This is a genomic window from Ahrensia marina, assembly GCF_001293565.1.
GTDB classification, from domain to species: domain Bacteria; phylum Pseudomonadota; class Alphaproteobacteria; order Rhizobiales; family Rhizobiaceae; genus Ahrensia; species Ahrensia marina.
Window position 1 is genome coordinate 26,396 of record NZ_JXMU01000013.1, and the last position, 16,627, is coordinate 43,022.

Consider the following 16,627-nt stretch of genomic DNA (forward strand, 5'->3'; position numbering starts at 1 on the left):
AATTATCCTTTGCCGCGTACGAGAAGTGCCACCGCCTCAACATGCGGCGACCATAAGAACTGATCCAATGGAGTGACAGACTGCAGAGTGTAGCCGCCATCAATCAGAATACGAAGATCGCGCGCTAATGTTGTTGGATTACATGAAACCGCAGCGATGCGCTTTACTTTGGATTTTGCAAGTTCTTTGGCCTGCATTTCAGCACCGGCGCGTGGCGGATCAAAAACCGCGCCTTGCGTTTTCATCAACTCCAGTTCTTTCGCCATAAAAGGGCGGTGGTGCAGATCGCGCTTTTCGGTTTTAACCGGCTTTAGACCCTTGCCCGCAGCTTCGCGCCATGCGCGGTCCAATGCGCCAAGTGCTGCCGCTTCACCTTCTGCGGCAACGACAGAACCAATACGTGCAAGCGGAAGCGAGAAAGTGCCGCTTCCCGCAAAAATGTCGGCGATACGTTTGCATTTGGAAAGATGGTTGCAGACAAGCTCAACCATCACTTCTTCAACCGATTGTACAGCTTGTACAAATCCGCCCGGCGGCGGTGCAACGTCAAACCCGGAGAAGCTGAGCATTGGCCGAATGTTTTCGATGATTGTTTCACCATTTACCGTGACACGGGCCAATTTGGCTTTGACGGCATAGGCGCTGATGGCGCGGCGGTCATTATCTTTCAGCTTGTAGTCAGCCGAAATGCTCACATCAAAACCGGTTCTGCTGTCCAGAACTGTAAAGCTTGCTGTTTTGCCACGTGGCTGAAAGGTTTTGGCCAGTTGGCCTACCAATCGGCTCGACTTCATCAAGCGCGGTGTAATGACATGACATTCTTCGATGGCGACAACATGGTTTGAACCGGCACGCTGAAACCCGACATCAACGCCGTCGTCTTTTACAACCACGGAGAACACGGCACGGCGACGCGAGTTCGGTACGCAAGTGACGATAGGTTGAAGGTCAATATCAATGCTTTCCTGTGCCAGTGCATCTGAAACCAGTGACGCTTTCCACGCGCTATAGGCAGCCATATCCAAATGCTGCATCTTGCAGCCGCCACAATCGCCAAAATGTTTGCATACAGGCGTGACATGCAGGTCGCTTTTGATTTGCCATGAAGAAATGGTTGCGCGGCCATTATCCATATCGGCTTCAACCACGTCGCCGGGTAAAGCACCAGGTACAAAAACACCGTTTGCGGCAATGCCGTCACCAAGCGCGCCCAGTGACTTTATTTCAAGTGTCTGACTAGCCATCTTTCCGTCCTGTCAAAAGATATTCCTGATTACCGTCACCACCGGCGATGGGCGATGAGATGATGCCTGTGCTTTGCCAGCCGGATAGTGAATTAAGCCAGGCTTCCAAATCTTCAGATGCCGCTTTTCCAAGTTCAGGCGTTACAACGCCGCCTTTACCGACATTGTCGCGCCCAACTTCAAATTGCGGCTTGACCAGAAGGATGCACAGCGCACCCGGCGCTGCTAAATCAAGTGCGGGCGGTAAGGCAAGTTTCAGCGAGATAAAGCTTACATCCGAGACAATAATCTCCGGCAAATGAGTGCCCAGATGATCCTCGTTAAGATCACGCGCATTAAGACCTTCATAAACGGTGACCCGCTCATCCGCCCTTAGCGCGTCATTTAACTGGTCGTGGCCGACATCAAGCGCAATGACATGCGCTGCATTGCGCTCAAGCAGAACCTGAGTAAATCCGCCTGTTGACGCGCCAACGTCAAGGCAATTTTTGCCTGCCGGATCAATTTTGAAATGATCCAACGCCGTCACAAGTTTCAAAGCTGCGCGTGAGACATATTTTTGTGCCGGGTCGTCAATGCGAATATCAGCTTTGGGATGCACCAGCACTGAAGCTTTCTGCATCACTTTTCCGTCCACATAGACGGTGGCGCGTTTGATCGCGTCCCGCGCACGGCTGCGGCTTGGAAAGTGATTGAGTTCGACAAGTAAATTATCGAGCCGGATGTGATCTGTCGTATCTGTATATGCCATATTGGACTAGTGGCAGACGCCGCTAGTCAAAGGCAAGTAAATTACGCTCAGTTCTGAATTATGATGCCATCATAGATAACACGCACCGAACTCGGCTTGTAGCTTGCATAAACAATATCGCTATTGTTTTTTGGTGCAGAATAGAAGCTGACCGGCTTGATCAGCGTCATACCTTTTTGTTCAAGTGTGTCGGCAATGCGTTTTTGCCTGATGCTTTTGATTTCGACAAACATCGGTTTTTCGTTCAAGTCAAAACCTGTTCGTAAGCCCCCGAGCTTGTCGGCAACATGTGTTGCAATTTTTCGCGCAAGCGTTTCATCATATTTCGGTTCCGCCTGGACTGCTGTTCCGCTTAGAACAGATACAGCCAATGCTCCGAATACTGACAGCCCGACGCTTTTTGTAGCGTTCTTGAAAGTCATAATACCAACCCCTTAGTCGGGAATTGGTTTACATGACGCGGGTTATTTTGATGCAAAGAAACGGGGCTAAAAGAATCTGAAAACTTTCAGTTATCAGAACCCTAACGCTCACCGTTTGAGGGCGCTTTAATCGTCCAGAGCTTCGGTGCCGGTGGCTTGCCCGTCGCGGCCGGCTTTAATTTTCTCAATCTTCATTTCAGCTGATTTGAGCAGAGCGTCACAGCGGTTGCGTAATGCCTCGCCGCGCTCATAGATCGTGATGCTTTCTTCCAGTTCGACATCACCGCGCTCAAGCCGGTCAACAATGCCTTCAAGTTCTTTCAAAGCATGCTCGAAAGAAAGTGTGGAAGGGTCGGCTGGTTTTTGTTGTTCGTTCATTTAGCCTCGCATCATTCTGTGTATATGGGCCGCGGCTGAGACAGCCAGCCCTTCTAAATCGTACCCGCCTTCTAAAACACTGACCAAACGGTTAGCGCAAAACCGGTCGGCTAGCTCCATCATCCGCCCCGTTGCCCAATCAAAATCTTCCTCATCAAGATTAAGCTGTGCAAGCGGATCACGGTAGTGTGCATCAAATCCGGCGGAAATTATGATCAGATCCGGCTGGAAATTCTGTATTGCCGGCATAATGCGGTCTTTGAATGCAGCGCGAAAATTATCTCCGCCATCGCCTGCATTAAGCGGGGCGTTGCAAATCGTGTTTTGTGTGCCGGTTTCATCTTTTGCACCCGTACCCGGATAGAGCGGCATCTGGTGCGTGGAACAATAAAGAACGCTCGGGTCGTCCCAGAAAATATCCTGTGTGCCGTTGCCGTGGTGAACATCCCAATCAAAGATCGCGACACGTTCAGCGTCATGTTTCTTTTGTGCATGGCGCGCAGCAATGGCCACATTATTAAAGAGACAAAAGCCCATTGCGGTATTCTTTTCCGCATGGTGGCCGGGCGGGCGCGAAGCAACAAATACGTTGTCCGCTGCGCCGGAAAAGACATCGTCAACCGCCGCCATGGACGCGCCAACGCCGTGCAATGTGGCATTCAAACTTTGCGGACATACAACGGTATCAGCATCGATGCGGGCAATGCCTTCTTCGGGTATCTCTGATTTTACGCGAAGCAAGAACTCTTCCGGATGTGCAAGAAGAACAGCGCCTTCATCAGCAATAGGTGCCTGTTGACGGTCAAGCTTGGTAAATTGTTCGGCTGTTAGCGCAGCTTCGAGCGCACGTAACCTGTCCACGCGCTCTGGGTGTCCCGGCGGTGTGACATGTTCTTTGAAAATATCGTGTTCGTAATATCGCGTGGCCATGAAATCTACATAGCGTATTTTTGATGTTAGGGAACCAGCCTGTACAATTCTTTCCACCGCTCTCTATTCCGTAGCGGTGACAAAAATTGTGCCAGACTTAGTCTTTAAACACTAGCTATCCATGATTTCTGTCGACGAAATTTCAATGCCGAAACCTTCAAGGCCGATATAGCGGCGTTCACGCGATGAATAGAGCTTGATTGATGTCACGCCCAAGTCTTTGAGGATTTGAGCGCCCAAACCAATTTCTCGCCATTCATTTTCGCGCGCCTGTGCCTCTGCATGGTCTTCACCATGCGGACGGCCGCCGCCTTTTGCCACGCCGACAGAGCCTTCGCGCAGATAGACAATGACACCGCGGCCATATTTCTCAACCATAGATTTAAGCTGTTCGATTGGTTCGTGTTTCTTACCGAACACATCATCGACAACGCTTTCAAGGTGCAGGCGGACGGGGATATCCTGCCCGTCACGGATGTCACCTGCGATGATGGCAAGGTGCTGCATCGGATCCCAAGGCAAGCGATAAGTGCGCGCGACAGCTTTGCCGACTGCCGTTTCAACCTCATCTTCCTCAATATGTTCGATAAGTGTCTCTTTGCGCTGGCGATAGGCAATCAAATCGGCAACAGAGACTTCTAAAAATCCGTGTTTTTTGGCAAAGGCAGAAACCTGGGGACCGCGCATAACGCTGCCATCATCATTCACCAATTCAGAGATCACACCGACCGTTGGCAAACCTGCCAGTTTGCATAAATCGACAGCGGCCTCTGTATGGCCCGAACGCATCAAAACGCCACCTTCGCGCGCTACAAGCGGGAATACGTGACCCGGTCTGTTAAAATCCTCTGCACCTGCATTTGGGTTTGCCAGATTGCGAACACTAAGCGTGCGGTCATCGGCCGAAATGCCGGTCGTTGTGCCGTGCTTATAGTCCACAGAGACCGTAAAGGCGGTGCCTTTAGCATCGGTGTTTTCGGCCACCATGGGCTGAAGATTGAGACGTTTGGCATCCTGAACGGTCATCGGCGCGCAGATGATGCCGGACGTATGGCGCACCATCAACGCCATGATTTCCGGCGTTGTGTGAACTGCGGCGCAGATCATATCGCCTTCGTTTTCGCGGCCGTCATCGTCCATGACAATAACCACTTCACCGCGTTCGAAAGCACGAATGGCTTCAACAACTTTTGCTTGATCGTAAGACATTATTATCGCTCCGAAAGGGCAAGCCGTAAACCGAGTAGCGCAAATGCTCCGGCAAAACTGCGTTTAAGCCAAATTGTGATTTTTGGCCTGTTGATTACATAATCCCGCGCCAATGAAGCAAGGCCCCCATAAAGCACAAAGACAAGAAAAGTCATCGCCATGAATGTTGCGGCAAGTACAAGCATGGACAATGTGGGATGCTGCGCATCGCTGGACACGAATTGGGGTAGAAAGGCGAGAAAAAAGATTGAAAGCTTGGGGTTCAGCGCATTGATCGCTATCGCATCACGAATAATGAGCCAGTTTGAACGCTTTTTATTATCTTCTTTCACATCCAGCGGACTACCGTCGCGAATTATGCTCCAGGCCATATATAGAAGATAAATAACACCGAGATATTTGATGATTGAAAAGGCAAGGGCGCTTGTATGTAAAATAGCGGCCAGTCCGGCAATCGTTGCGATTACGCTTGGTATAATTCCGATAGTACATCCAACAGCGGCAATGATTGAGGAGCGAAATCCGCGTCCCAAGCCAATCGCCAATGTATAAAGAACGCCTGTTCCGGGCAGAAGAACAACAATGAGTGATGTGATGAGAAATTCAATACTCATGATTGTCCCTAAATACGTCCGGTTTGTCCGCGGTGCCGCAAATAATGGTCCGCAATAGCGCAGGCAACCATCGCCTCGCCAATAGGCACTGCTCGAATGCCGACACAGGGATCATGGCGGCCCTTGGTAACGACTTCGACTTCTTCGCCGTCAGAATTGATAGATTTCGTCGGCGTCAGCATGGATGAGGTCGGTTTGATCGCAAAGCGCGAAATAACAGCTTCGCCCGTTGAAATGCCGCCTAGGATACCGCCGGCATGGTTCGATAAAAATTCTGGTTTGCCGTCTTTGCCAATACGCATTTCATCGGCGTTTTCAGGGCCGGTAATGCGCGCAGCCTCAAATCCGTTTCCAATCTCAACACCTTTGACCGCGTTAATGCTCATTAGATATGAGGCAATATCCTGATCAAGTTTGGAATATACCGGAGCGCCGAGACCGGCAGGAACACCCTCAGCAACAATCTCGATGACCGCGCCAACCGATGAGCCGTCTTTGCGGATGCCATCAAGATAGTCGGCAAAACGGTCCACTGAACTGGCATCAGGGGAGAAAAACGGATTTTGATCAACCTGATCCCAATCCCACTTGTTGCGGTCAATGTTCTCGGTGCCCATTGCAACCATAGCGCCGCGCACAATCATGCCGGGCACAATTTTGCGGGCAATTGCACCCGCTGCAACGCGTGCGGCGGTTTCACGCGCAGACGAACGTCCGCCGCCACGATAATCGCGAATGCCATATTTTACATCATAGGTATAATCGGCATGGCCGGGACGGTAGCGTTTGGCGATATCCGAATAGTCTTTTGAACGCTGATCGGTGTTCTCGATCATCATCGAGATAGGCGTGCCAGTTGTTACAAGCGTGACACCATCTTCTTTAGGCAGGACACCGGACAGAACCTTTACTTCGTCGGCTTCACGGCGCTGCGTAGTAAATTTTGACTGGCCCGGTTTGCGCTTGTCGAGATAAGCCTGAACCTCCGCAACGGTAAACTCGATACCGGGAGGACAGCCGTCAATAACGCAGCCCAGCGCCGGACCGTGGCTTTCACCCCATGTTGTAACACGAAAAAGATGACCAAAACTATTGTGTGACATGATTAAACCTCTGTCCCATCGTCTTTATCGAGCCAGCCACCCTCATCACCGTCATAAAAATAAAGCTGATCCTGAGGGGTCGCGCCATGCGCCGTGTCATCGGGGTCTGTCCCTTCAATGAAAACACGCATTCCGCGAATGATACCGCCATGTGTAACAATGACAGTCGGTTGCTTTAAACTTTCAAGAACAGGGCGCATACGTTCTGCGGCTGAACGGTACGACTCGCCATTTGGCGGCACATACTCCCATTTGTTTTCCTGGCGCAGCTTTGCTTGATCAGGCCATGTATCTTCAATGTCGGCTAAAGTGTGCTTTTCCCAGTCACCGAATGTCACCTCAATGAGCCGGTCATCAACGGAGTAACCTTCACGGGGAAGGCCGATATTTTCACGGATCAGCTCCATTGTTTCGCGTGTGCGCGACATCGGGCTGCAAACAAAAGCCCATTGAGACGGATCAATAAGGCTGGCAAGTGCCTTGCCGTTGCCCGCTGCCTGACTGCGGCCAAGCTCATTCAGATCAATATCAACCTGACCTTGGAAACGGCCTTCGCGGTTCCAATCCGTTTCGCCATGCCTGATCATGAAGAACGGATGTGGTGGGATTAACATGGGAATGGCCTTACGGTTTTGAAATTTTATGTTTTTTCAATGTCCGGAGCATCGACAGCTTTCATGCCAACTACATGATAGCCGCTGTCTACATGGTGACATTCGCCAGTCACTGCGCGTGAAAGATCGGACAGCAGATAAAGAGTTGAATCACCAACTTCATCGATTGTTACAGTACGGCGCAATGGTGAATTATACTCGTTCCATTTCAAAATATAACGGAAGTCACCAATGCCGGAAGCTGCCAGTGTTTTGACCGGTCCAGCCGAAACTGCATTCACGCGAATATTTTTCGGACCAAGATCAACGGCAAGGTAGCGCACACTTGCTTCAAGTGCGGCCTTGGCAACACCCATCACATTGTAGTGCGGCATCACGCGCTCAGAACCGTAATAGGTCAATGTGACGACAGAGCCGCCATTGCTCATCAATGGTTCGGCGCGTTTGATAAGGCGTGTAAGCGAGTAAACCGAAATGTCCATCGTCATCATGAAATTATCATGAGATGTATCGACATAGCGGCCGGTGAGTTCGCTCTTGTCGGAAAAACCGACGGCGTGAACCAGAAAGTCCAAACGGCCCCATGTTTTTTCCAAATGGCTGAAAACGGCTTCAACACTATCGGCATCGGTTACATCAAGATGTCCGGCCAGCATCGCGCCAAGCTCTTCAGCCAGCGGTTCAACACGTTTCTTGATTGCATCACCTTGATAGGTCAGTGCGAGTTCAGCGCCTTGATCGGCACAAGCTTTCGCTATGCCCCATGCCATTGAACGGTTGTTCGCAAGCCCAATAATAAGGCCGCGCTTGCCTTTCATAATACCAGAGCCGATAGACATGCGGTTCTCCTGCTATGCCAATTGTTTAAGAATTGAGGAGCATATCGCATAGAGCTTTCAAAGCATCAAGCAAGTTCAAGCATTTACGTTAAGGTTCCACCGTTTCATTGCGCCGGTCAAAAATGGATTCCAGCGTAGAACGGTCATTATCGTCCATGACAATGCGTAAAATCGCGATCAAATCACCGTTTCCATTCGCTTTTTTCGGCAAACCACGTCCTTTTAGCCGCATAGCTGTGCCTGAATTGGACCAAGGCGCAACTTTTAGTGCAATTTTGCCCTGCGGTGTCGACACTGTAACTTTTCCACCGATAACGGCTGTTGCCAGAGGCACATCGACATCCATCACGACATGGGGGCTTTCGATCCGAAACCCGTTTTCAGTCTTGAAGGAAACTTTCGCCAATATGTCTCCACGATGGCCTGCCGGACCGGGATGGCCTTGACCTTTCAGCCGGATGGTCTGGCCGTTTTCAACACCTTCAGGGATAGTCACAGCGACAGCGCGTCCGTCCGGCAGTTTGAGTCTGGCTTTGCCGCCATCCAATATATCAAGAGCCGTAACAGGTAATGTTACTTCAATATCCTTGCCTTTCGGTGGCTGCGCTTGCCTTTGGCGCGGGCGCGCGCTGCCGAATGGGTCGCCGCCGCCAAAACCACCGCGTGTGGAGGCTCCGCCGCCAAACATCGTCTTCAAGATGTCTTCTGCGTCAAAACCACCGCCACTGGACCCGCCACGCTGGCGGAAGCCGGCAAACGGATCGCCGCCGCCAAACCCATGTGTTTCGCGCCCTGAGCTGTCAATTTCACCGCGATCAAACTGCTTGCGCTTGTTTTCATCGCCTAAAATTTCATAGGCGGACGAGATTTCACCAAACCGTTCCTGCGCTTTGGGATCATCTTTGTTGGCATCGGGGTGATATTTTTTGGCAAGCTTGCGAAAGGCGGATTTAATCTCACCTGACGTTGCCTGTTTGGACACACCTAATACTGCGTAAGGATCACGCATCGACAATTACCCGTTTAATTTTGAACATATCAAACTCTATATGGAGGTAGTGTTCTTAAAATTCCAGTGCATCATGCACAGTTCCTTTTAAGTGACAGGCTCCAGCGAGCGCGTCCACCAACCCGACCTTTTGTCAAGGCATACATCGCCTTGGTACAATGTCACGCCATCATAAGATGTGCGGGTTGCGTTAAAGCTGCGGCATGTCTGGCCTGCTTCAACGCGCTGTGCGAGATTTGTGATACTGCCGGACGAGCCAGTTGCTTCATTGGCCCAATAAAGACCATCACCTGGAATTTTCGACAAATCGGCGGCTGTGACAGCAAGGCGGATCGTGTCTTCATCCAGAAGTTTGTCGGAGGTTGATGCATCTGTTTGCACATCAGGCTCGTTAAAAGGGGCAGTTGAAATTGTGGGCGTGCTGTCTGCAATGGAAATTGCGGATGTTGTAATCGCGTCATCAATTGCATTGGTTCCGGACGCGCAACCGGAAAGAGTGAACGCAGCACACAAAATTGCCGTAGAGACAATCGAAACCTTGACCTTCGTCGACAATAGATCGCATTTATGTGTGGATTGCATTACTCGCATTAACCCAAAATAAGCCCAAGGTTAAGTATGACCGAAACTAAGTTAACAAGTCGTGACATTTCAGAAGCAACCGATCCATTTGTAACATTTCAGGAATGGTTGTCAGAAGCGGAGAAATCTGAACCCAATGATCCCAATGCCACGGCACTTGCAACTGTTGATGCCGATGGCCTGCCGAATGTGCGCATGGTTTTGCTTAAAGGGTTTGATGAACGGGGCTTTGTTTTCTACACTAATTTTGAAAGTCAGAAAGGTGAGGAAATCATCGGACAGAAGAAAGCATCGATGTGTTTTCACTGGAAGAGCTTGCGCCGGCAGGTGAGGGTGCGCGGTGAAGTTGAAATTGTCAGCGACGAAGAGGCCGATATTTATTATGCGTCACGCCCCCGTGGCAGCCGCATTGGCGCTTGGGCCTCCAAACAATCGCGTCCCTTAGAAAGCCGCTTTGCGCTAGAAAAAGAGGTTGCGAAATATACAGCCAAATACGCTATTGGCGAAATTCCACGGCCGCCGCATTGGAGCGGCTTCCGTATCATTCCGACTTATATCGAGTTCTGGAAAGACGGAAAATTTCGGCTTCATGACCGGATTATTTTCAGCCGTCCGGACGGAAGTTCAGACTGGGATAAAACGCGTTTTTATCCATAATTTTTGACGGACACGACGCTATGGTTAACGCTTCATCAACTCCGCTGACATAGTTTGACTTTGAGCTTTCTTTTAAAAGCATGATGCAAGCTCGTGACCGCTTCATTTTCAAAGTGCGGTATGTTGAACAAACAGAGTTGATAATGTCAGTCGGCGCTGCTGCCGCACTGTCTGGAGTATTGTAAATGGCCGCGAAGAAAAAAGCAGAACCTGTAGCTGACAACGAGAAAAAGAAGTCCGGCTTGGGCCCGCTTATACATAAAGTGTCTGGCGTTTTAGCCGTTTTGAGCGCGACATTTTTATTTGCCGCAACTTTCGATGTCGGACATATGGGGCTGGCACCGATGCTCGGCTCGCTGACGGTTATCCCGGTCGTAACATTCGCAATTTTTTCCATCGCAGCGATCTTTACAATGCCGAAAGCAGGTAGTGGCGGCGCAGTAGCAGAAAATAGCGAAGATGTGATTGCGTCATTTACGCAATTTCAAAGCAAAACGGCATCACGCTTTGCTTCTCTTGAAAACACGATTGATATGATGAGCGGCACCGACAAGGAATCGCTCATTGAAGAAAACAAAAAGCTAAAAGCCGAACTTGATGCCATTCATCAGGCGGAGCGCGATAAGGTTGACAGCGAATTGGAAGAACTGCGCAAGCACAATGAGCAGCTTGAAGAAGAGATTAAACTCTGGGCGCGAAAGGCCGTTGAAAACGCGGTCAACGGCCAATCGCAAGCAGCTTAACTTTTGATCCTGTAACCGGTTTTGAATATCCAATATACAATGCCGGTACAAATCCCTAAGAAAACCAAGATCATAGCGATAGAAATTTGCGGACTCACATCCGAAATTTCATAAAAGCTCCAGCGGAAACCTGAAACAAGATAAAGCACGGGATTGGCAAGCGTTACAGTTTGCCAAAACTCCGGCAGCATTTTGATTGAATAAAAACTGCCGCCAAGAAATGTAAGCGGTGTGATGATCAAAAGCGGTACAATCTGAAGCTGGTCAAAACCGTCGGCCCAAATGCCAATGATGAAGCCGAGCAGCGAAAATGTCATTGCTGTTAGGACCAAGAAAAACAACATCCAGAATGGATGGGCAATCTTCAGATCAACAAACAATGTCGCGGTCAACATAATAATAATGCCGAGAATGAGCGATTTGGTGGCCGCCGCACCGACATAACCGAGGACAATTTCGAAAGCTGAAACCGGCGCTGAAAGAATTTCATAGATTGTACCGGTAAACTTCGGAAAATATATGCCGAAAGCTGCGTTTGATACCGATTGCGTCAGCAGCGAAAGCATGACCAGTCCCGGAACGAGAAAAGCGCCGTAGGACACGCCGTCAATGGCACCCATTTGCTGGCCGATGGCTGCACCAAATACAATAAAATAAAGAGAGGTCGATATCACCGGTGAAACGATGGACTGGCCCATCGTGCGCCACATGCGGTTCATTTCAAACCGGTAGATTGCGGATATTGCGTGAATGTTCATGCTGCGTCCCTCACCAAATTGACGAATATGTCTTCAAGTGAACTTTGCTTGGTTGAGATGTCGGTCGTGCGAATGTCCGCATCAATAAGTGCCTTGAGCAGGCGGGTAATGCCGGGATGCTCGTGGCTGGCATTATAGGAATAGGTGATCAGCTTGCGATCATCAGATAAAGTCAGGTCAAAATCACTCAATGAAGCGGGTAATGCGCTTAAAGGTTCGCTGATCTCAATCAGCATTTCCTTATGCCCCAGTTTGCGCATGAGCTCTGAGGTCTGCTCAACCAGCAATATGCGACCTTTGGAAATAACACCTATACGGTCGGCCATTTCCTCGGCTTCCTCGATGTAGTGGGTCGTCAAAATAATCGTGACGCCTGTTTGGGAAAGTTTGCGCATCACATTCCACATGTCTTTGCGCAGTTCGACATCGACGCCCGCTGTCGGTTCATCAAGGAACAAAATATCCGGCTCATGAGACAATGCCTTTGCAATCAGAACACGTCTTTTCATACCGCCGGACAATTCGCGCAGCTTGTTGTCTTTCTTGTCCCAAAGGGAAAGGTCTTTCAGTATCTTCTCAATAACGGCAGGGTTGCGCGGCTTGCCAAACAGACCGCGCGTGAATGAAACGGTGTCGAATACCGTTTCAAAAGCATCCGTGGTAAGTTCCTGTGGAACCAACCCGATCATTTTACGTGTGTCGCGATAGTCTTTTATTGTGTCCAAGCCGCCAACGCTAATGGTACCGGAGGTTGGTGTAATGATTCCGCAAACAGTTGATATGAGTGTGGTTTTTCCGGCCCCGTTTGGACCGAGAAGGGCAATAATCTCGCCCTTCTTAATTTGTAAATTGACATCGTCCAGCGCTGTGAACCCGTTGTCATATTTTTTGGTGATGTTTTTTATATCGATTAGAATATCGGCGTTATCGGTCATGCAATGTCCCCTTCGAACCGCTTATTTAGGTGCTCGAGGCAGCAAAACAATTATGCGCCATGCGAAAGTTCAAAATCTCCTGACATTTTAAATTACTGCAATATTTGCCGATACACTCAGCCTTAAGTAAATGCGGCTGCAAACCTGACAAATAAGTATTGAGCGCGCAGAAATACTAGCTTGCAGAAAGTGCGATTTTTTCTACTTTCGAAATCCACCGTGCGACATTCTCCGGCTTCGCGGTGCTGGCGCCTGTAAAGTGCGTAAAGCGCGAAGGTTTTAAGCCCACAAAGCCAAATATCTGCTTTTTAAGTTGCTGAAAAATAGCGTTGCGATAGATCAGCTGCATGTACCAACCCGGCGTATCTGACGTGATTATGATACGTGCAGTCCTTCCGCCCAGCATGGGCTTCGGCAAAGTTCCTTCCTTAACGCGGGTATCAAATGTGCGTCCCGGCAAAAACGTGCGGTCTATAGCGCCTTTCAATTTTGCCGGTAAACCGCCCCACCACAATGGCGCAGCCAGCACGACATGCTCACTCCATTCAATGTCGGAAATGAGCTGTTCGAGTGACGGCTCAAGCGGTTTCGTATCACTGAAATTAGAGTGACCGAAATCACTGTCGAATTCTAAATCGTGCAAATGTGTGAGGCGGACCTCATGACCGGCAGCACGCGCTGTTTTGGCGTATATTTCGGTAAAGGTTTTGGAAAGTGAAGCCTCTGCAGGGTGACCGTTGAGAATGTAAATGCGTTTTTTCATAATATAATCCTAAAAAAGTGACCAAGGTCATTTATTGGATAAAAAGTGACCGCGGTCAATACCTAATTTGACTGTGGTCATAAATTGTGTGAAAGCAGAATTATGAAAAAGCCTGTTCAAAACAGATCAAAGGCAACACGTTCACGCTTGATCAGTGTTGCAACCGAACTCATCAAGAAGAACGGCTATGAAGCGCTGCGGGTGGAGGACGTGGTCACCGGAGCCGGTGTCGCCAAGGGTACATTCTTCTCTCATTTTAAAGATAAAGATGCCTTGATGGAGCTGTGTATTGGCACCAGAATTGACGCCATTCTTGATCAAGTCGAAACAAAGCTGAAGCCCAAAGATGTCACGGATCTGGTTGACGGGCTTTTGCCGCTGTTAAATTTTATGACGTGTGAGCGCTATGTGTTTGATGTGATTTTAAGATATTCCGGCGCCGCCGCTGTCGAAGAAATAGGTGCCATTGCGATGACGTTTGACCGGCAAGGTAAAGTACTGGCAGATTGGCTTGCAGATGGGCCATTCAGGAATGATGTATCATCGCAGCTTTTGGCAGATGGGGTCCAGGCATTTTTAATTCAGGCAATGGCTTTGAAATTCTGTGCGCTTCACAATAGTCAATCCACTGTCGAGATTTTGGTGCCTTATCTGGAAGCCTGGCTGAATCCAAAAACAGTAGTTTGAATATCGACGCCATCCAAATGTAACACACTTCCCGCTCGCAGAGGTAGTTACAAGGCATTTGAACAACCCGCTTAAACTCTTATAAACTATGTCTTTTTTTATACCGCCAATATAGTTCTGTTCGGGCACGGTTTAGAAGAACTTGGCAGGTTTTTTAACATTGAATTTACTTGAGACATTGCAAGCCACACGAAACAAAGTGGTGGGACTATGCAAAAATTATTCAATTGTGTCGTATATCTACATGACCCTATCTTACTGGCTTGCGCAGTACTTATTCTTTTGGTCGGGTCGATAGTAACAATGCGCCTGTTCTCGCGGGCGCGGCATACTAAGAATGACATTCAAAGATTATGGCTTATTCTCGCTGGCATGATCGGCGGCGGCACTATCTGGAGTACACACTTCGTTGCTATGCTTGCCTATAAGAGTGATCTTATCCTTGGCTATGATCTGACACTTACTATTACATCGTTGATCATTGTTGTTTGTAGCACAATGCTTGGTTTTGCCATTGCGTCACTAAAAACAAATTCGTTACTCATCGAATTGGGCGGGGCAGTTCTTGGCTTCGGTGTCAGCATGATGCATTACACCGGCATGGCTGCAATGAAAATTCAAGGCGGCGTTCAGTGGGATGCGGCAACGGTGGTCGCGTCGGTTTTACTCGGAGCGTTCATCGGCATAGCCTGTGTATCAATCACCGCCAGAAAGTTTACCAAGTACTACAATCTTTGGGGCGCGCTTGTCTTCGTCGTCGCTGTGGCTCTGATGCACTTTACGAGCATGAGTGGTCTGACGCTTGTACCTGCGAATATGAGCATTGAGGTTGAAAAGCTCATTTCCAACACTGCTCTTGGTTCGGGTATTATTGTCCTGATGGGATGTTTATATCTGACGACTTTCATCACGAGCATGATCGACATGAAGAATGAAAGTGCGACATCAGAACATTACAAATATCTCGCATTGCACGATCCGCTGACAGGCATTCCAAACCGCCACGGTTGTGAGAAATATCTGAAAGACTTCATTCTGGCACCACTGCCTGAAAACCGCGGTGTTGCAATCGTAGGTATTGATCTGGACCGCTTTAAAAGCATTAATGATGTTCATGGCCACGCCGCTGGAGACCATCTGCTCAAAACAATAAGCTCGCATGTGTCACAGATACTTCAGCCAGGTGAAATGATCGGCCGTTTTGGCGGCGATGAATTTGTCGCGCTAAAATCAAATATTGGTGGTAAGGATGATGCTTCAGAGTTCGCAGAGCGAATTTTAAAAGCTATCCGTCAGCCTGTTATGTGGAATGACGCTGATATTTCAACAAGAGCCAGCTTGGGCTTTTCGATGTTTCCATGGGATAGCGAAAATCCAATCCAATTGCTCGAGCAGGCGGATCTGGCGATGTATTATGCCAAAAGCAACGGTAAAGATTGCGTTGTGGGCTATAATAAAGCAATGGATAGCGAGAATAGAGAGCGTACAACGCTGGCCACCGCGCTTGCATCTGCAATAGAAAACGAAGAGCTTTCCGTTCATTATCAACTTCAAAATGATGCGCAAACACGCAAGATAACCGGTGTTGAAGCTTTGTTGCGCTGGCACAATCCTGCACGTGGCAATATTACGCCGGATGTTTTCATTCCGATTGCGGAAGAAACTGGCTTTATCAATGAGCTTGGCACATGGGTTTTAAGAGAGGCGTGTACTCAGGCGTCACAATGGAGAATGCCGATAAAAGTTGCTGTTAACGTTGCAGCTAAACAGCTTGCTGATCCGTTCTTCGCAGATACTGTGAAAACAGTTTTGGAAGAGACAGGTTTAGAACCTTCGCGTCTTGAGCTCGAGGTTACTGAAAGCGGGATTATTGGTGACGCCTCACAGGCACTTAAAGTAATCCGCAAGCTGAAAGAAATCGGCGTGCAAATTGCGATGGACGATTACGGGACGGGATATTCGACCTTGGCAACATTGCACAACTTCCCGTTCGACAAGATCAAGATAGACCGCGAATTTATCAAGGATATTGACCAGAACGAACATTCCGCCGCAATTTTGAAGTCGACTATGATTTTGGGCAACAGCTTGAAAATTCCGGTTCTTGCAGAAGGTGTGGAAACGGAAGCGCATCTGGCCGCTCTGAGCACTGAAGGCTGTCAACTGGTGCAAGGGTTCCTGTTTGGCAAGCCGATGCCGAACAACATGTTTGAGGAGCTTTTGACACAGCAAATCAGTGCCGGTCTATGGGACGATTATATTGAGGCAGAGGCCGATACAAATGTAGTTCCGCTTAAAGCCATGGCTTAACGCCCAATAAAATTAAGCTGTATTTCGAAACAATAATGGCCGTTTAAATACGGCCATTTTCTTATGCGGTTATATGCGG

19 protein-coding genes are annotated in these 16,627 nt (G+C 49.0%); 4 read left to right on the plus strand and 15 right to left on the minus strand.

What is annotated here, in order from left to right; all coding sequences use genetic code 11:
* Positions 1 to 2: 2 nt before the first annotated feature.
* The 12 genes from SU32_RS09525 to SU32_RS09580 all read right to left on the minus strand — a co-directional run bounded on the left by SU32_RS09525 (position 3) and on the right by SU32_RS09580 (position 9,668).
* Positions 3 to 1,244 carry a class I SAM-dependent RNA methyltransferase gene (locus SU32_RS09525; RefSeq protein WP_053999128.1) on the minus strand — a complete coding sequence of 414 codons (1,242 nt, stop codon included), beginning with the start codon at positions 1,242 to 1,244 and terminating at the stop codon, positions 3 to 5.
* The gene (locus tag SU32_RS09530) at positions 1,237 to 1,995 is read right to left on the minus strand and encodes a TlyA family RNA methyltransferase (RefSeq protein ID WP_053999129.1); all 759 of its coding nucleotides are present in this window, start codon (positions 1,993 to 1,995) and stop codon (positions 1,237 to 1,239) included. The genes SU32_RS09525 and SU32_RS09530 overlap by 8 nt, the downstream gene beginning before the upstream one ends.
* Positions 1,996 to 2,042: 47 nt before the next feature.
* Positions 2,043 to 2,417, minus strand: coding sequence for a hypothetical protein (locus SU32_RS09535; RefSeq protein ID WP_053999130.1), 375 nt, complete (start codon positions 2,415 to 2,417; stop codon positions 2,043 to 2,045).
* 126 nt (positions 2,418 to 2,543) lie between these two features.
* Positions 2,544 to 2,795: an exodeoxyribonuclease VII small subunit gene (locus SU32_RS09540; RefSeq protein WP_053999131.1), complete on the minus strand. Its 252-nt coding sequence runs from the start codon at positions 2,793 to 2,795 to the stop codon at positions 2,544 to 2,546.
* A complete protein-coding gene (locus SU32_RS09545) occupies positions 2,796 to 3,725 on the minus strand; it encodes a histone deacetylase family protein (protein ID WP_053999232.1) in 930 nt (309 codons plus the stop codon). It lies immediately after the preceding gene.
* A 111-nt stretch (positions 3,726 to 3,836) separates the two neighbouring features.
* The gene (gene ribB, locus SU32_RS09550) at positions 3,837 to 4,934 is read right to left on the minus strand and encodes a 3,4-dihydroxy-2-butanone-4-phosphate synthase (protein ID WP_053999132.1); all 1,098 of its coding nucleotides are present in this window, start codon (positions 4,932 to 4,934) and stop codon (positions 3,837 to 3,839) included.
* Between the two features lie 2 nt (positions 4,935 to 4,936).
* Positions 4,937 to 5,548 carry a LysE family translocator gene (locus SU32_RS09555; protein WP_053999133.1) on the minus strand — a complete coding sequence of 204 codons (612 nt, stop codon included), beginning with the start codon at positions 5,546 to 5,548 and terminating at the stop codon, positions 4,937 to 4,939.
* 8 nt (positions 5,549 to 5,556) lie between these two features.
* Positions 5,557 to 6,651, minus strand: coding sequence for a chorismate synthase (aroC, locus tag SU32_RS09560; protein ID WP_053999134.1), 1,095 nt, complete (start codon positions 6,649 to 6,651; stop codon positions 5,557 to 5,559).
* Between the two features lie 2 nt (positions 6,652 to 6,653).
* Positions 6,654 to 7,265 (minus strand): histidine phosphatase family protein, encoded by a 612-nt coding sequence (locus SU32_RS09565; protein ID WP_053999135.1) that lies wholly within the window; start codon positions 7,263 to 7,265, stop codon positions 6,654 to 6,656.
* A gap of 26 nt (positions 7,266 to 7,291) precedes the next feature.
* The gene (fabI, locus tag SU32_RS09570) at positions 7,292 to 8,104 is read right to left on the minus strand and encodes an enoyl-ACP reductase FabI (protein ID WP_053999136.1); all 813 of its coding nucleotides are present in this window, start codon (positions 8,102 to 8,104) and stop codon (positions 7,292 to 7,294) included.
* An 88-nt stretch (positions 8,105 to 8,192) separates the two neighbouring features.
* Positions 8,193 to 9,113, minus strand: coding sequence for a DnaJ C-terminal domain-containing protein (locus SU32_RS09575; protein ID WP_053999137.1), 921 nt, complete (start codon positions 9,111 to 9,113; stop codon positions 8,193 to 8,195).
* 87 nt (positions 9,114 to 9,200) lie between these two features.
* Positions 9,201 to 9,668 (minus strand): RT0821/Lpp0805 family surface protein, encoded by a 468-nt coding sequence (locus tag SU32_RS09580; protein ID WP_160316305.1) that lies wholly within the window; start codon positions 9,666 to 9,668, stop codon positions 9,201 to 9,203.
* Positions 9,669 to 9,731: 63 nt separating this feature from the next.
* Between SU32_RS09580 and pdxH the strand changes: the two genes are divergently transcribed.
* Together pdxH and SU32_RS09590 are read left to right on the plus strand one after the other, a co-directional pair.
* Positions 9,732 to 10,352 carry a pyridoxamine 5'-phosphate oxidase gene (pdxH, locus tag SU32_RS09585; protein ID WP_053999139.1) on the plus strand — a complete coding sequence of 207 codons (621 nt, stop codon included), beginning with the start codon at positions 9,732 to 9,734 and terminating at the stop codon, positions 10,350 to 10,352.
* 185 nt (positions 10,353 to 10,537) lie between these two features.
* A complete protein-coding gene (locus SU32_RS09590) occupies positions 10,538 to 11,095 on the plus strand; it encodes a hypothetical protein (protein WP_053999140.1) in 558 nt (185 codons plus the stop codon).
* Here the strand turns inward: SU32_RS09590 and SU32_RS09595 are convergent.
* From SU32_RS09595 to SU32_RS09605, 3 genes are all read right to left on the minus strand, one after another.
* The gene (locus SU32_RS09595; RefSeq protein WP_053999141.1) at positions 11,092 to 11,853 is read right to left on the minus strand and encodes an ABC transporter permease; all 762 of its coding nucleotides are present in this window, start codon (positions 11,851 to 11,853) and stop codon (positions 11,092 to 11,094) included. The genes SU32_RS09590 and SU32_RS09595 overlap by 4 nt on opposite strands.
* A complete protein-coding gene (locus SU32_RS09600; protein WP_053999142.1) occupies positions 11,850 to 12,788 on the minus strand; it encodes an ABC transporter ATP-binding protein in 939 nt (312 codons plus the stop codon). Before SU32_RS09600 ends, SU32_RS09595 begins: the two co-directional genes overlap by 4 nt.
* 175 nt (positions 12,789 to 12,963) lie before the next feature.
* Positions 12,964 to 13,551, minus strand: a complete 588-nt coding sequence (locus SU32_RS09605) for an NAD(P)H-dependent oxidoreductase (RefSeq protein WP_053999143.1) — start codon at positions 13,549 to 13,551, stop codon at positions 12,964 to 12,966.
* A 102-nt stretch (positions 13,552 to 13,653) separates the two neighbouring features.
* On the opposite strand from SU32_RS09605, the gene SU32_RS09610 reads away from it, so the two are divergent.
* Both SU32_RS09610 and SU32_RS09615 read left to right on the plus strand, forming a co-directional pair.
* Positions 13,654 to 14,238: a TetR/AcrR family transcriptional regulator gene (locus SU32_RS09610; protein WP_053999144.1), complete on the plus strand. Its 585-nt coding sequence runs from the start codon at positions 13,654 to 13,656 to the stop codon at positions 14,236 to 14,238.
* A 210-nt stretch (positions 14,239 to 14,448) separates the two neighbouring features.
* The gene (locus SU32_RS09615; RefSeq protein ID WP_082376611.1) at positions 14,449 to 16,548 is read left to right on the plus strand and encodes a putative bifunctional diguanylate cyclase/phosphodiesterase; all 2,100 of its coding nucleotides are present in this window, start codon (positions 14,449 to 14,451) and stop codon (positions 16,546 to 16,548) included.
* The last annotated feature ends 79 nt before the right edge of the window (positions 16,549 to 16,627 follow it).

Bases quoted from the DNA above. Each gene is read 5' to 3' on its own strand.
- SU32_RS09525 (WP_053999128.1), bottom strand. From the start codon at position 1,244: ATGGCTAGTCAGACACTTGAAATAAAGTCACTGGGCGCGCTTGGTGAC.
- SU32_RS09530 (WP_053999129.1), bottom strand. From the start codon at position 1,995: ATGGCATATACAGATACGACAGATCACATCCGGCTCGATAATTTACTT.
- SU32_RS09535 (WP_053999130.1), bottom strand. From the start codon at position 2,417: ATGACTTTCAAGAACGCTACAAAAAGCGTCGGGCTGTCAGTATTCGGA.
- SU32_RS09540 (WP_053999131.1), bottom strand. From the start codon at position 2,795: ATGAACGAACAACAAAAACCAGCCGACCCTTCCACACTTTCTTTCGAG.
- SU32_RS09545 (WP_053999232.1), bottom strand. From the start codon at position 3,725: ATGGCCACGCGATATTACGAACACGATATTTTCAAAGAACATGTCACA.
- ribB (WP_053999132.1), bottom strand. From the start codon at position 4,934: ATGTCTTACGATCAAGCAAAAGTTGTTGAAGCCATTCGTGCTTTCGAA.
- SU32_RS09555 (WP_053999133.1), bottom strand. From the start codon at position 5,548: ATGAGTATTGAATTTCTCATCACATCACTCATTGTTGTTCTTCTGCCC.
- aroC (WP_053999134.1), bottom strand. From the start codon at position 6,651: ATGTCACACAATAGTTTTGGTCATCTTTTTCGTGTTACAACATGGGGT.
- SU32_RS09565 (WP_053999135.1), bottom strand. From the start codon at position 7,265: ATGTTAATCCCACCACATCCGTTCTTCATGATCAGGCATGGCGAAACG.
- fabI (WP_053999136.1), bottom strand. From the start codon at position 8,104: ATGTCTATCGGCTCTGGTATTATGAAAGGCAAGCGCGGCCTTATTATT.
- SU32_RS09575 (WP_053999137.1), bottom strand. From the start codon at position 9,113: ATGCGTGATCCTTACGCAGTATTAGGTGTGTCCAAACAGGCAACGTCA.
- pdxH (WP_053999139.1), top strand. From the start codon at position 9,732: ATGACCGAAACTAAGTTAACAAGTCGTGACATTTCAGAAGCAACCGAT.
- SU32_RS09590 (WP_053999140.1), top strand. From the start codon at position 10,538: ATGGCCGCGAAGAAAAAAGCAGAACCTGTAGCTGACAACGAGAAAAAG.
- SU32_RS09595 (WP_053999141.1), bottom strand. From the start codon at position 11,853: ATGAACATTCACGCAATATCCGCAATCTACCGGTTTGAAATGAACCGC.
- SU32_RS09600 (WP_053999142.1), bottom strand. From the start codon at position 12,788: ATGACCGATAACGCCGATATTCTAATCGATATAAAAAACATCACCAAA.
- SU32_RS09605 (WP_053999143.1), bottom strand. From the start codon at position 13,551: ATGAAAAAACGCATTTACATTCTCAACGGTCACCCTGCAGAGGCTTCA.
- SU32_RS09610 (WP_053999144.1), top strand. From the start codon at position 13,654: ATGAAAAAGCCTGTTCAAAACAGATCAAAGGCAACACGTTCACGCTTG.
- SU32_RS09615 (WP_082376611.1), top strand. From the start codon at position 14,449: ATGCAAAAATTATTCAATTGTGTCGTATATCTACATGACCCTATCTTA.